At 69.3% G+C, this 17,636-nt stretch carries 22 protein-coding genes; 21 read left to right on the forward strand and 1 reads right to left on the reverse strand.

What is annotated here, in order from left to right:
- The first annotated feature begins 3 nt into the window (after window positions 1-3).
- The 19 genes from ADL12_RS33645 (at window position 4) to ADL12_RS33735 (ending at window position 14,381) form a co-directional block, all read left to right on the forward strand.
- Complete coding sequence (locus ADL12_RS33645) at window positions 4-600, forward strand: hypothetical protein (protein ID WP_062709177.1); 597 nt, start codon at window positions 4-6, stop codon at window positions 598-600.
- Window positions 601-1,059: 459 nt separating this feature from the next.
- Window positions 1,060-1,479, forward strand: a complete 420-nt coding sequence (gene rpsP, locus ADL12_RS33650) for a 30S ribosomal protein S16 (RefSeq protein WP_062709179.1) — start codon at window positions 1,060-1,062, stop codon at window positions 1,477-1,479.
- 2 nt (window positions 1,480-1,481) lie between these two features.
- Window positions 1,482-1,721: an RNA-binding protein gene (locus tag ADL12_RS33655; protein ID WP_003973401.1), complete on the forward strand. Its 240-nt coding sequence runs from the start codon at window positions 1,482-1,484 to the stop codon at window positions 1,719-1,721.
- An 85-nt stretch (window positions 1,722-1,806) separates the two neighbouring features.
- Complete coding sequence (gene rimM / locus ADL12_RS33660; RefSeq protein ID WP_062709182.1) at window positions 1,807-2,352, forward strand: ribosome maturation factor RimM; 546 nt, start codon at window positions 1,807-1,809, stop codon at window positions 2,350-2,352.
- Window positions 2,349-3,182, forward strand: coding sequence for a tRNA (guanosine(37)-N1)-methyltransferase TrmD (gene trmD, locus ADL12_RS33665; RefSeq protein ID WP_062709185.1), 834 nt, complete (start codon window positions 2,349-2,351; stop codon window positions 3,180-3,182). Before rimM ends, trmD begins: the two co-directional genes overlap by 4 nt.
- A gap of 132 nt (window positions 3,183-3,314) precedes the next feature.
- Window positions 3,315-3,665 carry a 50S ribosomal protein L19 gene (rplS, locus tag ADL12_RS33670; protein WP_062709187.1) on the forward strand — a complete coding sequence of 117 codons (351 nt, stop codon included), beginning with the start codon at window positions 3,315-3,317 and terminating at the stop codon, window positions 3,663-3,665.
- 60 nt (window positions 3,666-3,725) lie between these two features.
- Window positions 3,726-4,442: a signal peptidase I gene (gene lepB, locus ADL12_RS33675; protein WP_062709189.1), complete on the forward strand. Its 717-nt coding sequence runs from the start codon at window positions 3,726-3,728 to the stop codon at window positions 4,440-4,442.
- Entirely contained in the window at window positions 4,435-5,526 is a 1,092-nt protein-coding gene (gene lepB / locus ADL12_RS33680; RefSeq protein WP_062709263.1) for a signal peptidase I, read from the forward strand. The genes lepB (ADL12_RS33675) and lepB (ADL12_RS33680) overlap by 8 nt, the downstream gene beginning before the upstream one ends.
- Window positions 5,414-6,409 (forward strand): signal peptidase I, encoded by a 996-nt coding sequence (gene lepB, locus ADL12_RS33685; RefSeq protein WP_062709191.1) that lies wholly within the window; start codon window positions 5,414-5,416, stop codon window positions 6,407-6,409. Before lepB (ADL12_RS33680) ends, lepB (ADL12_RS33685) begins: the two co-directional genes overlap by 113 nt.
- 208 nt (window positions 6,410-6,617) lie before the next feature.
- Window positions 6,618-7,025, forward strand: a complete 408-nt coding sequence (locus tag ADL12_RS33690) for a hypothetical protein (protein WP_062709193.1) — start codon at window positions 6,618-6,620, stop codon at window positions 7,023-7,025.
- A gap of 108 nt (window positions 7,026-7,133) precedes the next feature.
- On the forward strand, window positions 7,134-7,541 hold the full coding sequence (locus ADL12_RS33695; protein ID WP_062709195.1) for a hypothetical protein: 408 nt from the start codon (window positions 7,134-7,136) through the stop codon (window positions 7,539-7,541).
- A gap of 125 nt (window positions 7,542-7,666) precedes the next feature.
- Window positions 7,667-8,413 (forward strand): signal peptidase I, encoded by a 747-nt coding sequence (lepB, locus tag ADL12_RS33700; protein ID WP_244188144.1) that lies wholly within the window; start codon window positions 7,667-7,669, stop codon window positions 8,411-8,413.
- The gene (locus tag ADL12_RS33705) at window positions 8,403-8,939 is read left to right on the forward strand and encodes an NUDIX hydrolase (protein WP_062709201.1); all 537 of its coding nucleotides are present in this window, start codon (window positions 8,403-8,405) and stop codon (window positions 8,937-8,939) included. Before lepB (ADL12_RS33700) ends, ADL12_RS33705 begins: the two co-directional genes overlap by 11 nt.
- Window positions 8,940-8,995: 56 nt before the next feature.
- Complete coding sequence (locus ADL12_RS33710; protein WP_003965949.1) at window positions 8,996-9,304, forward strand: DUF2469 domain-containing protein; 309 nt, start codon at window positions 8,996-8,998, stop codon at window positions 9,302-9,304.
- A 127-nt stretch (window positions 9,305-9,431) separates the two neighbouring features.
- The gene (locus ADL12_RS33715) at window positions 9,432-9,794 is read left to right on the forward strand and encodes a YraN family protein (protein ID WP_062709205.1); all 363 of its coding nucleotides are present in this window, start codon (window positions 9,432-9,434) and stop codon (window positions 9,792-9,794) included.
- A gap of 1 nt (window position 9,795) precedes the next feature.
- A complete protein-coding gene (locus tag ADL12_RS33720; protein WP_062709207.1) occupies window positions 9,796-11,421 on the forward strand; it encodes a YifB family Mg chelatase-like AAA ATPase in 1,626 nt (541 codons plus the stop codon).
- On the forward strand, window positions 11,418-12,578 hold the full coding sequence (gene dprA, locus ADL12_RS33725) for a DNA-processing protein DprA (RefSeq protein WP_062709209.1): 1,161 nt from the start codon (window positions 11,418-11,420) through the stop codon (window positions 12,576-12,578). The genes ADL12_RS33720 and dprA overlap by 4 nt, the downstream gene beginning before the upstream one ends.
- Before the next feature lie 307 nt (window positions 12,579-12,885).
- Window positions 12,886-13,728 (forward strand): RNA polymerase sigma factor WhiG, encoded by an 843-nt coding sequence (gene whiG, locus ADL12_RS33730; protein WP_062709211.1) that lies wholly within the window; start codon window positions 12,886-12,888, stop codon window positions 13,726-13,728.
- 95 nt (window positions 13,729-13,823) lie between these two features.
- Complete coding sequence (locus tag ADL12_RS33735) at window positions 13,824-14,381, forward strand: TetR/AcrR family transcriptional regulator (RefSeq protein WP_062709212.1); 558 nt, start codon at window positions 13,824-13,826, stop codon at window positions 14,379-14,381.
- Window positions 14,382-14,792: 411 nt separating this feature from the next.
- On the opposite strand, the gene ADL12_RS33740 is transcribed toward ADL12_RS33735, so the two are convergent.
- Window positions 14,793-15,404, reverse strand: coding sequence for a murein hydrolase activator EnvC family protein (locus ADL12_RS33740; RefSeq protein WP_244188145.1), 612 nt, complete (start codon window positions 15,402-15,404; stop codon window positions 14,793-14,795).
- A 271-nt stretch (window positions 15,405-15,675) separates the two neighbouring features.
- Between ADL12_RS33740 and rpsB the strand changes: the two genes are divergently transcribed.
- Window positions 15,676-16,584, forward strand: coding sequence for a 30S ribosomal protein S2 (gene rpsB / locus ADL12_RS33745; RefSeq protein ID WP_062709215.1), 909 nt, complete (start codon window positions 15,676-15,678; stop codon window positions 16,582-16,584).
- Window positions 16,585-16,761: 177 nt separating this feature from the next.
- Complete coding sequence (gene tsf / locus ADL12_RS33750; RefSeq protein ID WP_062709219.1) at window positions 16,762-17,598, forward strand: translation elongation factor Ts; 837 nt, start codon at window positions 16,762-16,764, stop codon at window positions 17,596-17,598.
- Window positions 17,599-17,636: the final 38 nt, after the last annotated feature.

Genomic DNA, 17,636 nt, shown 5'->3' on the forward strand with positions numbered 1-17,636 from the left:
TACGTGAGCACGACACAGACACCACCAGTTCTCGCCGCAGAGCTGGCACAGGCGTGGGCCGACATTCAGCGGTACCACCCCGAGTTGCCGGATCTCGCCGCGCCAGAGTCCCTGATCGGGGAGTCGTCGTCCGCGTGCGGTCACGAGCTCTCCTTCGAGCGACTGCTTCATGAGGCAGTCCATGGCATCGCCGCCGCGCGCGGCGTCCGCGACACCTCCCGGGCCGGCCGTTACCACAACCGCAGATTCCTCTCCATCGCCGAGGAGCTGGGCCTGGACCACCCCGAGGAACCGCACCCGAGCAGCGGCTTCTCCCTGGTCACGCTCAACCCCGAGGCCAAGCGCCGCTACCGCCCGACCATCGAACGCCTCCAGCGCGCCCTGAAGGCCCACACCGCGGCGACCTCCGCCGACACCAGCCGGACTTTCCGCGGCCCGGCGGCCCGTCACGGCTCCTCCGGAGGCGGCGTCCGCGTCAAGGCGGTCTGCGACTGCGGCCGCAACGTCCGGGTTGTTCCGTCGGTGCTGGCGCAGGCGCCGATCGTGTGCGGGGGGTGCGGAAAGCCGTTCCGGATCCCGGAGGTCGTCGGCGCGGCGTAACCCGCATGGCGCATGGCGTCCAGCACCGGCATCTCGTGGCTGCCGGTCGGGACGTAGGGCGCGTCGGTACGCCGTCACGCATCGGTATGCGTGGCGCCGGGGTGCCGCTGTGACCCGCGCAGCCTGCGGGCAGTCGTGCCGCTGGGGCGGCACGGGTGGGCGATGGGGGTCCCCCGCTCGAGCGAAGTCGAGAGTGGGGGAGGCACCCCGCAGCGCCGGGCTGCGTGCCCCCAGGGCACCCGAAACGCCGGGTGCCCCTCCGTCATGCCCAGACCCCGTCACCCGCCCCCTCGGCGCAAAGCGACCCGCAGGGTGTGGCACAATGGCTAGCTGTACTCGACAGTCGAACAGGACCCCTCTCTCCTCCGGCTGACGCGTCCATCGGGCACTCGGGTACCGCAACCCCACGCGGCCATCTCGCCGTGCCCAACCACGTCAAATCCAGGAGAACCCACTCCCGTGGCAGTCAAGATCAAGCTGAAGCGTCTGGGCAAGATCCGTTCGCCTCACTACCGCATCGTCGTCGCCGACTCCCGTACCCGTCGTGACGGTCGTGCGATCGAGGAGATCGGCAAGTACCACCCGACGTACAACCCGTCGGTCATCGAGGTCGACGCGGACCGTGTCGCGTACTGGCTGGGTGTCGGCGCGCAGCCGACCGAGCCCGTGCTCGCCATCCTGAAGAAGACCGGCGACTGGCAGAAGTTCAAGGGCGAGCCCGCCCCGGCTCCGCTGCTCGTTGCCGAGCCGAAGAAGGCGCGCCCGTCGTTCGAGGCCCTGGGCGGCGACGACGAGGGCAAGGGTGAGGCGATCACCCAGAAGAAGAAGGCTGACAAGAAGGACGAGGCCGCGGCCGAGTCCGAGTCGACCGAGGCCTGAGCATGCTCGAGGAGGCTCTCGAGCACCTCGTGAAGGGCATCGTCGACAACCCTGACGATGTGCAGGTGGCCTCGCGCAACCTGCGCCGCGGACGCGTGCTCGAGGTTCGGGTCCACCCCGACGACCTCGGCAAGGTGATCGGCCGCAACGGTCGCACCGCACGCGCTCTGCGCACCGTCGTGGGCGCCATCGGCGGCCGTGGTGTCCGCGTCGACCTCGTCGACGTCGACCACGTTCGCTGACGCCGAACGCAGCACCGGCTCGGGCCGGGGAGGGCCACTGGGCCGTCCCCGGCCCGTCGTCGTTACGACAGGAGATCTTCGAAAAGTGCAGCTCGTAGTCGCACGGATCGGCCGCGCTCACGGCATCAAGGGCGAGGTCACCGTGGAGGTCCGCACCGACGAGCCGGAACTGCGGCTCGCGCCCGGCGCGGTCCTCCTCACCGATCCCGCCTCGGTAGGCCCGCTCACCATCGAGACCGGCAGGGTGCACAGCAGCCGACTGCTGCTGCGCTTCGAAGGGGTCAAGGACCGCACCGCCGCCGAGGCGCTGCGCAACACCCTTCTGATCGCCGAGGTGGATCCGGAGGAGCTGCCCGAGGAGGAGGACGAGTTCTACGACCACCAGCTGATGGACCTGGACGTGGTCACCGCTGAGGGCGTGGAAGTCGGCCGTATCACCGAGATCTCGCACCTGCCCTCCCAGGACCTCTTCATCGTGGAGCGTCCCGACGGCACGGAGGTGATGATCCCCTTCGTCGAGGAGATCGTCGCCGAGATCGACCTGGAGGAGCAGAAGGCCGTCATCACGCCACCGCCGGGCCTGATCGACGACAAGGCGGAGATCGACTCCACCAGGGACGACAGCGCATGAGGCTCGACGTCGTCACGATCTTCCCCGAGTACCTGGAGCCGCTGAACGTCTCCCTCGTCGGCAAGGCACGCGCGCGTGGACAGCTGAACGTCCATGTGCACGACCTGCGTACCTGGACGTACGACCGCCACAACACGGTCGACGACACGCCGTACGGCGGCGGCCCCGGGATGGTCATGAAGACCGAGCCCTGGGGAGACGCGCTGGACTCCGTGCTGGCGGACGGCTACGAGACGGACTCCCGCGCGCCCACCCTGATCGTCCCCACCCCCAGCGGCCGCCCCTTCACGCAGGAACTCGCCGTCGAGCTCTCCGAGCGGCCCTGGCTGATCTTCACGCCGGCCCGCTATGAGGGCATCGACCGCCGCGTCATCGACGAGTACGCGACCCGTATGCCCGTCCACGAGGTGTCCATCGGCGACTACGTCCTCGCCGGCGGCGAGGCGGCCGTACTGGTCATCACGGAGGCCGTGGCCCGTCTGCTGCCCGGCGTCCTGGGGAACGCAGAGTCCCACCGGGACGACTCCTTCGCACCCGGCGCGATGGCCAACCTCCTCGAAGGCCCCGTCTACACCAAGCCGCCCGAGTGGCGCGGCCGGGACATCCCCGACGTGCTGCTCAGCGGCCACCACGGCAAGATCGCCCGCTGGCGCCGGGACGAGGCGCTCAGGCGTACGACGGTCAATCGGCCGGACCTCATAGAGCGCTGCGACCCCAAGGCCTTCGACAAGAAGGACCGCGAGATGCTCTCCATCCTGGGCTGGATGCCTGATCCGGAGGGGGAGCGGTTCGGCCGATTTTGGCGCAGGACAGAGGGCGTGGAAGAATAAACCGCTGTTGTGCGTCGTCCGGCGTGCGCCCCTGCCACAGGGGGACACGACGCCCGCCCCGACACGGACAGCCTCCTCGAAACACCTAGCTCCCGCCTATGACCTGTGGCATGGGCGAAGAAAGCAGACGAAATGTCTCACCTGCTCGACACCGTCGACTCCGCGTCGCTGCGCAGCGACATCCCGGCCTTCCGCCCGGGCGACACCGTCAACGTCCACGTCCGCGTCATCGAGGGCAACCGCTCCCGTGTGCAGCAGTTCAAGGGCGTTGTGATCCGTCGCCAGGGTGCCGGCGTGCGCGAGACCTTCACGGTCCGCAAGGTCTCCTTCTCCGTCGGCGTCGAGCGCACCTTCCCGGTGCACACCCCGATCGTCGAGAAGATCGAGCTCGTCACTCGCGGTGACGTGCGTCGCGCCAAGCTGTACTACCTGCGCGACCTGCGCGGCAAGGCGGCGAAGATCAAGGAGAAGCGCGAGAACTGAGCGCTTCGGGGGGCTCGCCCCCACAGGGTCCAAAGCGGGGCCGGATAACATCTGGCCCCGATGGACACCGAAGCACAGCCGACGGAGCGCGACCGCTCCTCCCGCCCTTCCGATTCCGAGGAGATCTCGGACACAGAGGGTCAGGAGGGGCGGTCGCGCTTCGCGTTGGTGTCCCGGATCACCCAGTGGCTCCCGGGCGGGCGGATCAGCCTGGCCCTGCTGGTCTTCCTGGTGTCTCTGCTGCTGCTCAACACGTTCGTACTGCGGCCGTTCGAGATTCCCAGCGGATCCATGGAGTCCGGATTGAGGATCGGCGACCGCGTTCTCGTAAATAAGTTGGCGTACCGTTTCGGTGCCGAGCCGCGGCGCGGTGATGTTGTCGTGTTCGACGGAACTGGGTATTTCGGGGATGCCGACTACATCAAACGCGTTGTGGGTGTGGGGGGAGACCACGTGGTCTGCTGCGACAAGGAGGGGAGGATCAGGGTGAACGGCCGGTCGGTCGACGAGTCGACGTTCCTGTACCGCGGCGACAGCCCGTCCACGGTGCCGTTCGACGTCGTCGTGCCCGACGGCAGCCTGTTCGTCCTCGGCGACCACCGCAGCGAATCCAGCGACTCCCGCGACCATCTGGGCTCGCCCGGCGGCGGCATGATTCCCGTCGACGATGTGATCGGCCGTGCCGACTGGATCGTATGGCCGACCGCGCACTGGACCCGCCTGGACCGTCCCGACGCCTACGCGCGCGTGCCCGCAGCGGAGGGTGCTCATGGGTAACCGTGGCAAGCCCCGCGGCGCGCCCAGCAGTCCCGCCGACAATCTGCTGCCCACCGGCGCTCGGCGCGCCGCCAGCCCGGCCGGCGGTCGTACGCGCGCGGAGCGGCGCAAGCTCCAGCGCAAGGTCAAACGGCGCCGCAGGCGCTCCGCGATGAAGGAGATACCCCTCCTCGTCGGCGTCGCGGTCCTCATCGCGCTCGTCCTGAAGACCTTCCTCGTCCAGGCTTTCGTGATCCCGTCCGGCTCCATGGAACAGACGATCCAGATCGGCGACCGTGTCCTGGTCGACAAGCTCACGCCCTGGTTCGGCTCCAAGCCGCAGCGCGGTGACGTCGTCGTCTTCAAGGACCCCGGCGGCTGGCTCCGGGGCGAGCAGACGACGGTGAAGAAGGAGGATCCCGTCGTCATCAAGCAGGTCAAGCAGGCACTCACCTTCATCGGCCTGCTGCCGTCCGACGACGAGAAGGACCTCATCAAGCGGGTCGTCGGAGTCGGAGGTGACCGCGTCAAGTGCTGCGACACGCAGGGACGGGTCACGGTCAACGGCGTTCCCCTGAATGAGGACTATCTGTATCCCGGCAACGCCCCCTCCGACACGCAGTTCGACATCACCGTTCCGCAGGGACGGCTGTGGGTGATGGGCGACCACCGGGCCAACTCTGCCGACTCCCGCGCGCACCAGAGCCAGGGCTACGGCGGCACGGTCTCCGAGGACGAGGTCGTCGGACGTGCCATGTGGATCGCCTGGCCCTTCGGCCACTGGACCTCTCTGGACGAACCGAACACCTACGCCTCCATCTCCGACTCGGCGACGGGGTCGACCGCCTCCGCCGAGCTGTCGCATAGGGTGGCGTCACACGATTCGAACGGAACGATCCAGCTCCCGAGCCCTGCGGAACTCCCGCTCGTTATGGGAGTAGTGGGCCTGCGCCGCGCATGGGGCAGGCAGCGGCACAGAGTAAGGAGTTGGCGTGGGGGATGTGGCGGTTGGCGCACGGTCCGGGCACGACGGCGAGGAGCACCGCGGACACCCCGTGGAAGCAGCCGACCCGGCCGCGGACGGCGCCATGACCTCCGGGAGTGATTCCGGAGTGACCGAGGACGGTATGAGGACGGGCGAGCAGACCAGGTCCGACGGGCCCGACGACCAGGGTCCCGGCGACAGCACCCCCCAGGCGAAGAAGCCGCGCTCCTTCTGGAAGGAGCTGCCCATCCTGATCGGCATCGCGCTCGTCCTCGCGCTGCTGATCAAGACCTTCCTGGTACAGGCGTTCTCGATCCCCTCCGACTCGATGCAGAACACCCTCCAGCGAGGGGACCGTGTCCTGGTCGACAAGCTGACCCCGTGGTTCGGCTCCGAGCCCGAGCGCGGCGAGGTGGTTGTCTTCCACGACCCCGGCAAGTGGCTCTGGGGCGAGCCGGCGCCGGACCCGAACGCGTTGCAGACGTTCCTCAGCTGGATCGGCCTGATGCCGTCGGCCGAGGAGAAGGACCTCATCAAGCGCGTCATCGGCGTCGGCGGTGACACGGTCGAGTGCAAGGGCACCGGCCCCGTCACGGTCAACGGCAAGGTGCTGAACGAGCCGTACGTCTACCCGGGCAACACCCCGTGCAGTCAGGACGACACGGGTGGCCAGTTCAAGGTGAAGGTCCCCGAGGGTTTCATCTGGGTCATGGGAGACCACCGGCAGAACTCGCGCGACTCGCGCTACAACCAGTCCGACAAGTACCACGGCATGGTCCCGGTCAAGAAGGTCGTCGGGCGCGCCATCGTGAAGGCCTGGCCGATCAACCGCTGGGGCACACTGCCGGTTCCCGACACCTTCGACCAGCCCGGGCTCGACGAGCAGGCCTCCGCCGCAGCAGCACTGCCCTACGCGCCGCAGACGGTCGCCTTCGCGGGCGTCGTACCGGTGGTGGTCTGGCGCCGCAGGCTGGCCCGGGCTTCGGCCCGCACTGCTGAGTAGCCGGCCAAACGCGGCCCGGTACCACAACGCCGACTCCCGGGGCCCCAGAGGAGACCGCAAGGTCTCGCCTCTGGGGCCCCGTTGTCTTCCCCCGAGCAAGCCGTCACAACTTGATCACATTCGGATCTTTGTTCGTTCATCGAGGCCGCCGCTGTTAATCTTCGATCTTGTTCGAGCGGTAAAGATCAGTTGAAGTTTGGGGGGTTTTGTGAAGAAATTTCAGCTCGCGGGCGCACTGGTCGGTGCGGTCGCGTTGGTCGGGCTCGCCAGCTCGCCGGCCCTGGCGGGGACGGACGTAACCGTGTACGGACCGAGCCTCAAGCAGGGGTGTTCGTACGCTTCCGCAGCGCACTTCGCGTCCTACGGTGAGGTGTTCACCGTGTACGACAAGTGCGCGGATGGCTGGGCCGCGGTCGTGAAGGTGGATGTCGCGCCCTACCAGTCGGGCGGCGGCTATGACTTCTACATCTGGAACCCGAACAGTGCCGACGGCTCTCCGGTGACGGTCAACAAGAGCTATGCCGAAGGCACCGGGGTCTGCATGCAGGCCGGCTCGGGTGAGTACTCCAGCGGTGAGTGGGGCGCATGGGGCTACTGGAGCTGCGGTACGGCCTGATCTTCCCAGCGGGAATATGGCCCCAGGGGGGCGGGCGGCGGTGAGGTCTCGCCCCTCCTGGGGCCTGCTGTATTCGGGTGTTGAAATCAGTTGGACTTTGGGGGTTGCGTGAGAAAGTTTCAGCTCGCGGGCGCACTGGTCGGTGCGGTCGCGTTGGTCGGGCTCGCCAACTCGCCGGCCCTGGCGGGGACGGACGTGACCGTGTACGGAGCAAGCCTCAAGACGGGGTGCTCGTACTCTTCCGCAGCGCACTTCTCGTCCTACGGTGAGGTGTTCACCGTGTACGACAAGTGCGCGGAAGGCATGTCCGCGGTCGTGAAGGTGGATGTCGCGCCCTACCAGTCGGGCGGCGGCTATGACTTCGCCATCTGGAACCCGAATGGTGCCGACGGCTCTCCGGTGACGGTCAACAAGAGCTATGCCGAAGGCACCGGGGTCTGCATGCAGGCCGGCTCGGGTGAGTACCGCAGCGGTGAGTGGGGCGGCTGGGGCTACTGGAGCTGCGGAGCGGCCTGATCTTCTTCTTTGACGCGTACCGTGACCGCGGTGGTCTCTCCCGGATTGGAAGATCTCGGGGAGACCACCGCGGTTTTTCGTCGCGCGATAGGGTGCCCGGCGCGGACTGCGGAATGGGAGTGGACGTGGGAGCTGCTGGATACGACAAGGGGAAGTCGAAGGCCGATCCGGGCGGAATACTGTCCGGACTGGCCGTGGCCCTCGGCTGTGTGCTGTTCCTCGGCGGGTTCGCCTGGGGAGCGGTCCTCTACCGGCCGTACACCGTGCCCACCAGTTCGATGGCGCCGACGATCGCCGCGGGCGACCGGGTGCTGGCCCAGCGGGTCGACGGCGGTGAGGTGCGCCGGGGTGACGTCGTCGTCTTCACCGACAAGACGTGGGTGTCGAATGCCGCCGTCGTCAAGCGTGTGGTCGCCGTCGGCGGGGACACCGTCGCCTGCTGCACCGAGGGCAAGCTGACCGTCAACGGCAAGCAGATCGACGAACCGTATCTGGCCAAGGGCAGCCTGGCCGAGATCCAGGACTTCGCGACCGTGACGGTGCCGAAGGGCAGGCTCTTCCTGCTCGGTGACGAGCGAAGCGGCTCCCTGGACTCCACCGCCCACCTCACGGACGCTGCCAGCGGCACCGTCGCGCGCAGTGCCGTGTCGGCCCGGGTGGACGCCGTCGTATGGCCCATGAACGGCATGCTGCAGCGCCCCACGGGCTTCGAACAACTCGGCGCGCTGTCGTCGCCGGGGCCGCTGCGGACGGTCGTCGCGCTGATCGCCGTGGGCGGTGTGCTGGTGCTGGGCGGCGGGGCTTGGGGGCCGATCGCGAACAGGTTGGGCAGGCGCGCCAAGCCCAGGACGGAGCCCGCGGGTGCCCGCTGAGGCGCCGGGCGTGGGAAACGGGCCGTACGGCGACTCGTACGACGGCGGGTTGCGCAAGGTGGCCAGGGTCGTCCTGCTCGACCCGCAGGACCGCATCCTGCTCCTGCACGGCCATGAGCCGGAGGACCCGGCCGACGACTGGTGGTTCACCCCGGGCGGCGGCGTCGAGGCGGACGAGAGCCGGGCGCAAGCCGCGCTGCGGGAACTCGCCGAGGAGACCGGCATCACGGAGGTCGAACTCGGCCCTGTGCTGTGGCGGCGGATGTGCTCCTTCCCGTTCGCGGGACGCCGCTGGGACCAGGACGAGTGGTACTACCTGGCCCGTACGACACAGACGGCGACCCGGCCCGTGGCGCTCACCGAGCTGGAGCGGCGCAGCGTCGCCGGAGCGCGCTGGTGGACGTGTCGGGAACTTGCCCGGGCACATGAGACGGTGTATCCGACCAGACTCGCCGAGCTGCTGTGCACACTGCTCGACGAAGGTCCCCCCGCCGGGCCCGTGACCCTTGACCCCGAAATTGTCTAGGTGCTGACGGGACTGGCGCACAATGGTGGGATCGCACGGCTGAAGGGGAACATGCCATGAGCGCCGAGGACCTCGAGAAGTACGAGACCGAGATGGAGCTCAAGCTCTATCGGGAGTACCGCGATGTCGTCGGTCTGTTCAAGTATGTGATCGAGACCGAGCGGCGCTTCTACCTGACCAACGATTACGAGATGCAGGTGCACTCGGTTCAGGGTGAGGTGTTCTTCGAGGTGTCCATGGCGGATGCCTGGGTGTGGGACATGTATCGGCCGGCGCGGTTCGTGAAGCAGGTTCGCGTACTCACGTTCAAGGACGTGAACATCGAGGAGCTGAACAAGAGCGATCTGGAGCTTCCGGGCGGGTGATGCGCGGTGACGTTCGGTGACTTTCACCCGCAGGGGTGAGGAAGTTATCCACAGTCGCGGACTTGTCCACCAAGATCCAATAGCTCGCTGAAGCGGTCTCATTGTTGGCGCCGGAGGTGGTGCCGACATGAACGCACGCAGTGCACTCGGCAGGTACGGCGAGGAACTGGCCGCCCGGCGGCTGGTCGAGGCCGGGATGACGGTTCTGGAGCGCAACTGGCGCTGTGGCAGGACCGGAGAGATCGACATTGTCGCCAGGGACGGCGACATGGTGGTCGTCTGTGAGGTAAAGACCCGCAGGACCGGTGGCTACGAGCATCCGATGGCCGCAGTCACGCCCGAGAAGGCACAGCGTCTGCGAGGCCTCGCGGAACGCTGGATCCACGCGCACGGAGGGGCTCCACCCGGAGGCGTCCGTATCGACCTGGTCGGCATCGTCCTGCCCGACCGTGGCGCGCCCGTGGTCGAGCACGCGCGGGGGGTGGCCTGACATGGGGTTCGCGCGTACATGCTCGGTGGCCCTGGTGGGCGTCGAGGGGGTCGTGGTCGAGGTCCAGGCGGACCTGGAGCCGGGGGTGGCGGCGTTCACCCTGGTGGGGCTGCCGGACAAGAGCCTGTCGGAGAGCCGGGACCGGGTTCGGGCGGCCGTCGTGAACTCCGGAGGGGAGTGGCCGCAGAAGAAGCTCACCGTCGGGCTCAGCCCGGCATCGGTGCCCAAGGCGGGCAGCGGTTTCGATCTGGCCGTCGCCTGCGCCGTCCTCGGTGCCGCCGAGCGGATCGACCCGCAGGTTCTCGCGGACATCGTGATGATCGGAGAACTCGGCCTGGACGGACGGGTGCGCCCCGTCCGGGGCATCCTGCCCGCCGTGCTGGCCGCGGCCGACGCCGGGTACGAGCAGGTGGTCGTCCCGGAATGCGCCGTGGCCGAGGCCTCGCTGGTGCCGGGTGTGTCCGTCCTGGGAGTGCGCAGCCTGCGCCAGCTGATCGCCGTCCTCACGGACGAACCCGTGCCCGACGAGGAACCCGATGACCTGAGCCGGCCGGATCCGCTGCTCGCGGGTCTGCGGGTGCCCGGGACGGGTGCGGCCACGGGCATCCACAGCATGGGAGCCGCCCAGCCCGACCATGGACACGACCTGGCCGATGTGGTGGGCCAGATGTCGGCGCGTACGGCCGTGGAGGTCGCCGCGGCAGGCGGGCATCACCTGTTCCTGGAGGGACCGCCCGGCGCCGGCAAGACGATGCTCGCGGAGCGGCTGCCGGCCATCCTGCCCCGGCTCGGCAGGGAGGAGTCGCTGGAGGTCACGGCGGTGCACTCGGTGGCGGGGCTGCTGCCGCCGGGCAAGCCCATGATCGACGTGGCCCCCTACTGCGCCCCGCACCACTCGGCGACGATGCAGGCACTTGTCGGCGGGGGACCCGGCATCGCGCGACCCGGCGCGGTGTCGCTCTCCCACCGGGGTGTCCTCTTCCTGGACGAGACGCCGGAGTTCAGCAGCCAGGCCCTCGACGCCCTGCGGCAGCCCCTGGAAGCCGGGCACGTCGTCATCGCGCGCAGCGCGGGCGTGGTGCGCTTCCCGGCGAAGTTCCTGATGGTGCTGGCGGCCAATCCCTGCCCCTGCGGCCGCTTCTCCCAGACGGACGACATGTGCGAGTGCCCGCCCTCCGTGATCCGCCGCTATCAGGCCCGACTGTCCGGGCCGCTGCTGGACCGGGTCGACCTCCGGGTGGAGGTGGACCGTGTCACGCGCGCCCAGCTGACCGAGCGTGGGGCACGGGGCGAGTCCACCGCGACGGTCGCAGATCGGGTGCGGGCAGCCCGGGAGCGGGCGTCGGCCCGGCTCTCCGGTACCCCGTGGCGGACCAACAGCGAGATCCCCGGACGTGAGCTGCGCAGCCGTTGGTACGCCTCGATCGGAGCCATGGACGAGGCGGAACGGAATCTGGAGCGCGGCGTACTGACCGCCCGCGGGCTCGACCGCGTCCTGCGCGTCGCCTGGACCGTCGCCGACCTCGTCGGCCACGACCGGCCCGACGCGACGGACGTCGCCCTGGCACTGCAACTGCGCACCGGTGTGCCGCGGGGCGTGCCCATGGCCATCGGGGCGCTGATGTGAACGGCAGCGAGGCGGCGGACGACGAGCTGCTCGGCCGGGTCTTTCTCGGTCGGGTCGTCGAGCCCGGTGACGAGGTGGCCGGGCGGTGGGTGCGGGAGTACGGGGTGGGGGAAGTGGTGCGGCGGTTGCGGGAGGGGGTGGAGCCCTTGCCGGGCGTGAGTTACAAGCGGTGGGACGGGTTACGGGCTCGGGCGGTGAGGACCGAGCCCGGACATGACCTTGCCCTCGCCCGGGAGGCCGGGGTGCGGTTTCTGCGTCCGGGGGACGCCGAGTGGCCGGGGCAGCTCGACGATCTGGGGGACGCCCGGCCCCTCGGGCTGTGGGTGCGGGGGCGGGCCAGCCTGCGGATGTGGGCGTTGCGGTCCGTGGCCGTCGTCGGTGCGCGGGCCTGTACCGAGTACGGGGCGTACATGGCGGCCACACTCGCCGGCGGGCTTGCCGAGCGGGGCTGGGTGGTCGTGTCCGGCGGCGCCTATGGGGTCGACGGTGCCGCTCATCGGGGTGCCCTGGGGGCCGGCGGGGCCACCGTCGCCGTGCTTGCCTGCGGAGTCGACCGTCCCTATCCGCGCGGGCACACCCAGCTGATCAACAGGATCGGGGAACAAGGGCTTGTGATCGGGGAGCTGCCGCCGGGGGACCATCCGACGCCCAGCAGGTTCATCGTGCGGAACCGGGTGATCGCGGCGCTGACCCGGGGCACGGTGGTCGTGGAGGCCGCCCACCGCAGCGGGTCGCTGGTCACCGCTCGGGCGGCACAGCGGTTGGGACGTCACACGATGGGGGTCCCCGGCCCGGCCACCAGTGGGCTCTCCGCAGGCGTGCACGAGCTCCTGCGCGGGGACGCCGTGCTGGTCACCGATGCCACCGAGGTCGTCGAGCTCGTGGGCGACATGGGGGAGCTGGCGCCCGAGCGGCGTGGGCCCGTCCTGCCGCGCGATCTGCTGGAGCCGGGGGCGCGCAGAGTCCTGGCCGCGCTGCCCGGCCGTCGCGCCGCGCCGGTGGACGAGGTCGCACGCGGCGCGCAGACCAGCGAGGACGACGCGATCGCGAGACTGTACGAACTCCGCTCACTTGGTTACGTCGAACGACACGGCGACGGCTGGAAGTTGACACGCCAGGCGATGATCTCTGTTCGCGCCGGTCGGAGCCGATGTTGACCGAGCGTGTTCGGCCGTACGGGGGAACACGGACGCCCTTGTGAATTCCCCCAGTTGGGGTGTTCGGGTGATCACGTAGAGCGATCGATATGACCTGGCGGGGCGTCCAGCGGAACGTATCTGCGTACGGCTTGCGCTCCGCCCTTCGCGCACCGCGACACTTCAGTCACGCTACGCTCACGAGGATTCCGGCGCAGACCGGCACCTCGACACCGGAAGGTCCCCAGAACGGCACCAGCGCGACAACAGACCGACAGCTCCCCCAAAAAGCACCCCCATTTCACGGCAGAACGGCACAAGGCAACGAATGCCCCAGCACACCTCCGGGTCCGACCGGGCGGCGATCCCCCCAGCCGCCCGTGACGGTGGCAGCGTGCGACCGCCCGCTCCCTCGACGCTCGACGAGCTGTGGCGGTCGTACAAGGCGACGGGGGACGAGCGGTTGCGCGAGCAGCTGATCCTGCACTATTCGCCGCTCGTCAAGTACGTGGCGGGCCGGGTGAGCGTCGGCCTGCCGCCCAATGTGGAGCAGGCGGACTTCGTGTCGTCGGGGGTGTTCGGGCTGATCGACGCGATCGAGAAGTTCGACATCGACCGGGAGATCAAGTTCGAGACGTACGCGATCACCCGGATCCGCGGCGCGATGATCGACGAGCTCAGGGCGCTGGACTGGATTCCGCGGTCGGTGCGGCAGAAGGCGCGGAACGTGGAGCGGGCGTACGCCACGCTGGAGGCGCGGCTGCGGCGGACGCCGACGGAGGCGGAGGTGGCCGCCGAGATGGGGATCGCGGTGGACGAACTCCACGCGGTCTTCAGCCAGTTGTCGCTGGCCAACGTGGTGGCACTGGAGGAGTTGCTGCACGGCGGCGGTGAGGGCGGCGACGGGCTGAGCGTCATGGACACGCTGGAGGACACGGCCGCGGACAATCCGGTGGAGGTGGCCGAGGACCGGGAACTGCGGCGGTTTCTGGCGCGGGCGATCAACACGTTGCCCGAGCGGGAGAAGACCGTGGTGACGCTGTACTACTACGAGGGGCTGACGCTGGCCGAGATCGGGAACGTGCTGGGGGTGACCGAGAGCCGGGTGAGTCAGATCCACACCAAGTCCGTGCTGCAGCTGCGGGCGAAACTGGCCGGCTTCGGGCGTTGACCTGGCGTGACGCGGGTGGGGTTCTGCGGAGACACTCCCGTCGGGGGTGGCGCGTCCGTAAAGTGGTTGACGTGCCAAGGATTCGAGCGGCCTCCGTGGCCGAGCACCGGTCGATGCAGCGAGCCGCCCTGCTGGACGCGGCTCGTTCCCTGTTGTCCGAGGGCGGGACGGAGGCGCTGACCTTCCCGGCTCTCGCCGAGCGGACAGGGCTCGCGCGCTCGTCCGTGTACGAGTACTTCCGGTCACGGGCTGCCGTGGTGGAGGAGCTGTGCGAGGTCGACTTTCCCGTGTGGGCCGCGGAGGTTTCGGCGGCCATGGAGCGGGAGTCGACGGCCGAGGGCAAGGTCGAGGCGTATGTGCGGCAGCAGCTCGCGCTGGTCGGGGACCGGCGGCATCGGGCCGTGGTGGCGATCTCCGCGAGTGAGCTGGACGCGGGGGCTCGGGAGAAGATCCGGGCGGCTCACGGCGGGCTGGTCGCGATGATCGTCGAGGCGCTGCGGGAGATGGGGCACGGGGAGCCTCGGCTGGCGGCGATGCTGTTGCAGGGCGTCGTGGATGCGGCTGTGCGGCGGATTGAGCTGGGGGCGGCGGAGGAGCCTGCGGCGATTACGGATGCGGCTGTAGCCATGGCGTTGAGGGGCGTTCAGGGCTGAGCCCGGTGAGGGCCGGGCGCAGGTGGGTTGCGCTGCCCGGTGCCGGTGGGCGCCCGGCGTTGGGGCTGGCGCTGGGGCCGGGGCGTGGCGCAGCCCGGCACTGACGGGGTGCCGCCCTTCTTTGGGTCGGGAGCCGCCCTAGGGCCTCTGGCAATTCCCGCCTGCCCCGTGGCGTCCGGCACGCACTCCCCCAGAGGGGGACCCCAGCCGCGTTGCCGAACCGCCCACGTGGCTCCCTCCATCAAGGGCGCTCCGGCGCCTTGCGATCGCAAGCTCCCCACGCTCGAACAACCTTGCGTGGGGGACCTCAATGACGCCGCGGGGCCCGCCCTGCGGGCGGACGACGGCAATTGTCAGGCAGGCCCTGGGCGGCACGACTGCCCGCGGACTGCGCGCCCGCAACTCGGGCGGCTACGACGGCAACGGCACCCCCAGTACCGGCAGCAGCCTCGACGGCCCCCTGTGCAGCAGCCACGGCGGCAGGAGTGACAGCGGATCCAGGTACGCCTCGCCTCTCCGTAGACCCCAGTGCACGCACGTCCCCGTGCAGTGCGAGCCACTCGCCTCCACCGTCCCCACGACCTCCCCCGCCTCCACCTCGTCACCCTTCTTCGCCGACGCCCGCACCGGCTCATACGTCGCCCGCAGCGGCGGATCCCCCGTCCCCGTCAGCTCCACCGACACGACCCCCTTGCCCGCCACCCGGCCCGCGAAGGACACCCGCCCCGCGGCCACAGCCCGTACCGGTGCTCCGGCCGGGGCGGCGAGGTCCACGCCCCGGTGGCCGCGGCCGTACGGTGTCGCCGGGGGTTCCCAGCCGCGGAGGATCGGGGGACGTACCCCCACGGGCCACGCTCGGCCGACCGTGGGCAACGCAGGGTCCGGGGCCGGTGGGGCGGGCGCGCTCGTGGCGGTCTTGGTCAGTCGTGGGGCCGGTGTCAGCAGGACGGTCGCCGTCAGGAGCAGCAGCAACACCAGCCGCCCGCATGTCCTTGCCGTCCTCGCGCATCGCATCTCTCGCATGCCGGAACCGTCGCGCATCCGCGAGGATCATGGCCGGGATCTGTGGATAACTCCCGGGTTGTGGACAGCGGCGTCACCCGGGGCCCCGCGGGTCCCGTACACTTCTTCTGGCGATCCGGGTCACCGGGTCGACTTCGCACGCCCCGATACGACAACCGGAAACGGTCCGTATCAGCGCCCCTCGGTCCTTCGTGGCACGGCGCATGTGGGCGTCAGGCGCGAGTGCCCACCGGCACCCGCGGTACAACCGAGAAACTCAAGGAGAACGGCCATGGCCGTCGTCACGATGCGGGAGCTGCTGGAAAGCGGCGTCCACTTCGGTCACCAGACCCGTCGCTGGAACCCGAAGATGAAGCGCTTCATCTTCACCGAGCGCAACGGCATCTACATCATCGACCTGCTCCAGTCGCTGTCGTACATCGACCGCGCCTACGAGTTCGTCAAGGAGACCGTCGCCCACGGCGGCACGGTCATGTTCGTCGGCACGAAGAAGCAGGCGCAGGAGGCCATCGCCGAGCAGGCCACCCGCGTCGGCATGCCTTACGTCAACCAGCGCTGGCTGGGCGGCATGCTCACCAACTTCTCGACCGTCTACAAGCGTCTGCAGCGCCTCAAGGAGCTCGAGCAGATCGACTTCGAGGACGTCGCCGCTTCGGGTCTGACCAAGAAGGAGCTTCTCGTGCTCTCGCGCGAGAAGGCCAAGCTGGAGAAGACCCTCGGTGGTATCCGCGAGATGCAGAAGGTGCCCAGCGCCGTCTGGATCGTGGACACCAAGAAGGAGCACATCGCGGTCGGTGAGGCCCGGAAGCTCAACATCCCGGTCGTCGCCATCCTCGACACCAACTGCGACCCCGACGAGGTCGACTACAAGATCCCGGGCAACGACGACGCGATCCGCTCCGTCACCCTGCTCACCCGTGTGATCGCCGACGCCGTCGCCGAGGGCCTCATCTCCCGCTCTCGCGTCGCCACCGGTGACAAGGGTGAGAAGGCTGCGGGCGAGCCGCTCGCCGAGTGGGAGCGCGACCTGCTCGAGGGTGAGAAGAAGGCCGACGAGGCCCCGGCCGCCGCCGAGGCCCCGGCTGCTGAGGCTCCGGCCGCCGAGGCCCCCGCCGCCGAGGCTCCCGCTGCTGAGGCTCCGGCCGCTGAGGCTCCGGCCGCCGAGGGCGAGCAGGCCTGACACCGTCAGCGTTGACGGCGGGAGCGGTACTGCAGCCAGCAGCGCCTCCGGCGCGGTGAAGTCCGCTCCCGTCGTTCACCCGTAGGTCGACGAAAGGTCAGCGGCTTCCGTCTTCATGGGGGCCGCAGACCCCGTAGATCTTCGATCTTCCAGACTTCGAGAAAGATTCACAGACTCATGGCGAACTACACCGCCGCTGACGTCAAGAAGCTCCGCGAGCTCACCGGCGCCGGCATGATGGACTGCAAGAAGGCGCTGGACGAGGCCGAGGGCAACGTGGAGAAGGCCGTCGAGGCGCTCCGCATCAAGGGCCAGAAGGGCGTCGCCAAGCGCGAGGGCCGCTCCGCCGAGAACGGCGCCGTGGTCTCGATCATCGCCGACGACAACTCCTCCGGTGTCCTCGTCGAGCTGAAGTGCGAGACGGACTTCGTCGCCAAGGGCGAGAAGTTCCAGGCCGTCGCGAACGCGATCGCCGAGCACGTCGCCAAGACCTCCCCGGCCGACATCGAGGCCCTGCTCGCCTCCGAGATCGAGGCCGGCAAGACCGTCCAGGCGTTCGTGGACGAGGCCAACGCCAACCTCGGCGAGAAGATCGTGCTGGACCGCTTCGCGCAGTTCGCCGACGGCTTCGTGATCGCGTACATGCACCGCACGATGCCCGACCTGCCCCCGCAGATCGGTGTCCTCGTCGAGCTGGACAAGCCGAACGCCGAGGTCGCCAAGGGCGTCGCCCAGCACATCGCCGCCTTCGCGCCGAAGTACCTCTCCAAGGACGACGTGCCGGCCGAGGTCGTCGAGTCCGAGCGCCGCGTCGCCGAGGAGACCACCCGCGCCGAGGGCAAGCCCGAGGCCGCCCTGCCGAAGATCGTCGAGGGTCGCCTCAACGGCTTCTTCAAGGACGCCACGCTGCTCGGTCAGCCGTACGCGCTCGACAACAAGAAGTCCGTCCAGAAGGTTCTGGACGAGGCCGGTGTCACCCTGAAGCGCTTCTCGCGCATCAAGGTCGGCATCTGAGTCCGTACCGCGATCGACGCCCGACCCCGATAGGGTCG

Source organism: Streptomyces regalis (assembly GCF_001509475.1).
In the GTDB taxonomy this organism is placed as follows: Bacteria; Actinomycetota; Actinomycetes; order Streptomycetales; family Streptomycetaceae; genus Streptomyces; species Streptomyces regalis.

Bases quoted from the DNA above. Each gene is read 5' to 3' on its own strand.
- ADL12_RS33655 (WP_003973401.1), top strand. From the start codon at position 1,482: ATGCTCGAGGAGGCTCTCGAGCACCTCGTGAAGGGCATCGTCGACAAC.
- trmD (WP_062709185.1), top strand. From the start codon at position 2,349: ATGAGGCTCGACGTCGTCACGATCTTCCCCGAGTACCTGGAGCCGCTG.
- rplS (WP_062709187.1), top strand. From the start codon at position 3,315: ATGTCTCACCTGCTCGACACCGTCGACTCCGCGTCGCTGCGCAGCGAC.
- lepB (WP_062709189.1), top strand. From the start codon at position 3,726: ATGGACACCGAAGCACAGCCGACGGAGCGCGACCGCTCCTCCCGCCCT.
- lepB (WP_062709263.1), top strand. From the start codon at position 4,435: ATGGGTAACCGTGGCAAGCCCCGCGGCGCGCCCAGCAGTCCCGCCGAC.
- ADL12_RS33710 (WP_003965949.1), top strand. From the start codon at position 8,996: ATGAGCGCCGAGGACCTCGAGAAGTACGAGACCGAGATGGAGCTCAAG.
- ADL12_RS33715 (WP_062709205.1), top strand. From the start codon at position 9,432: ATGAACGCACGCAGTGCACTCGGCAGGTACGGCGAGGAACTGGCCGCC.
- ADL12_RS33720 (WP_062709207.1), top strand. From the start codon at position 9,796: ATGGGGTTCGCGCGTACATGCTCGGTGGCCCTGGTGGGCGTCGAGGGG.
- whiG (WP_062709211.1), top strand. From the start codon at position 12,886: ATGCCCCAGCACACCTCCGGGTCCGACCGGGCGGCGATCCCCCCAGCC.
- ADL12_RS33740 (WP_244188145.1), bottom strand. From the start codon at position 15,404: ATGCGAGAGATGCGATGCGCGAGGACGGCAAGGACATGCGGGCGGCTG.
- rpsB (WP_062709215.1), top strand. From the start codon at position 15,676: ATGGCCGTCGTCACGATGCGGGAGCTGCTGGAAAGCGGCGTCCACTTC.
- tsf (WP_062709219.1), top strand. From the start codon at position 16,762: ATGGCGAACTACACCGCCGCTGACGTCAAGAAGCTCCGCGAGCTCACC.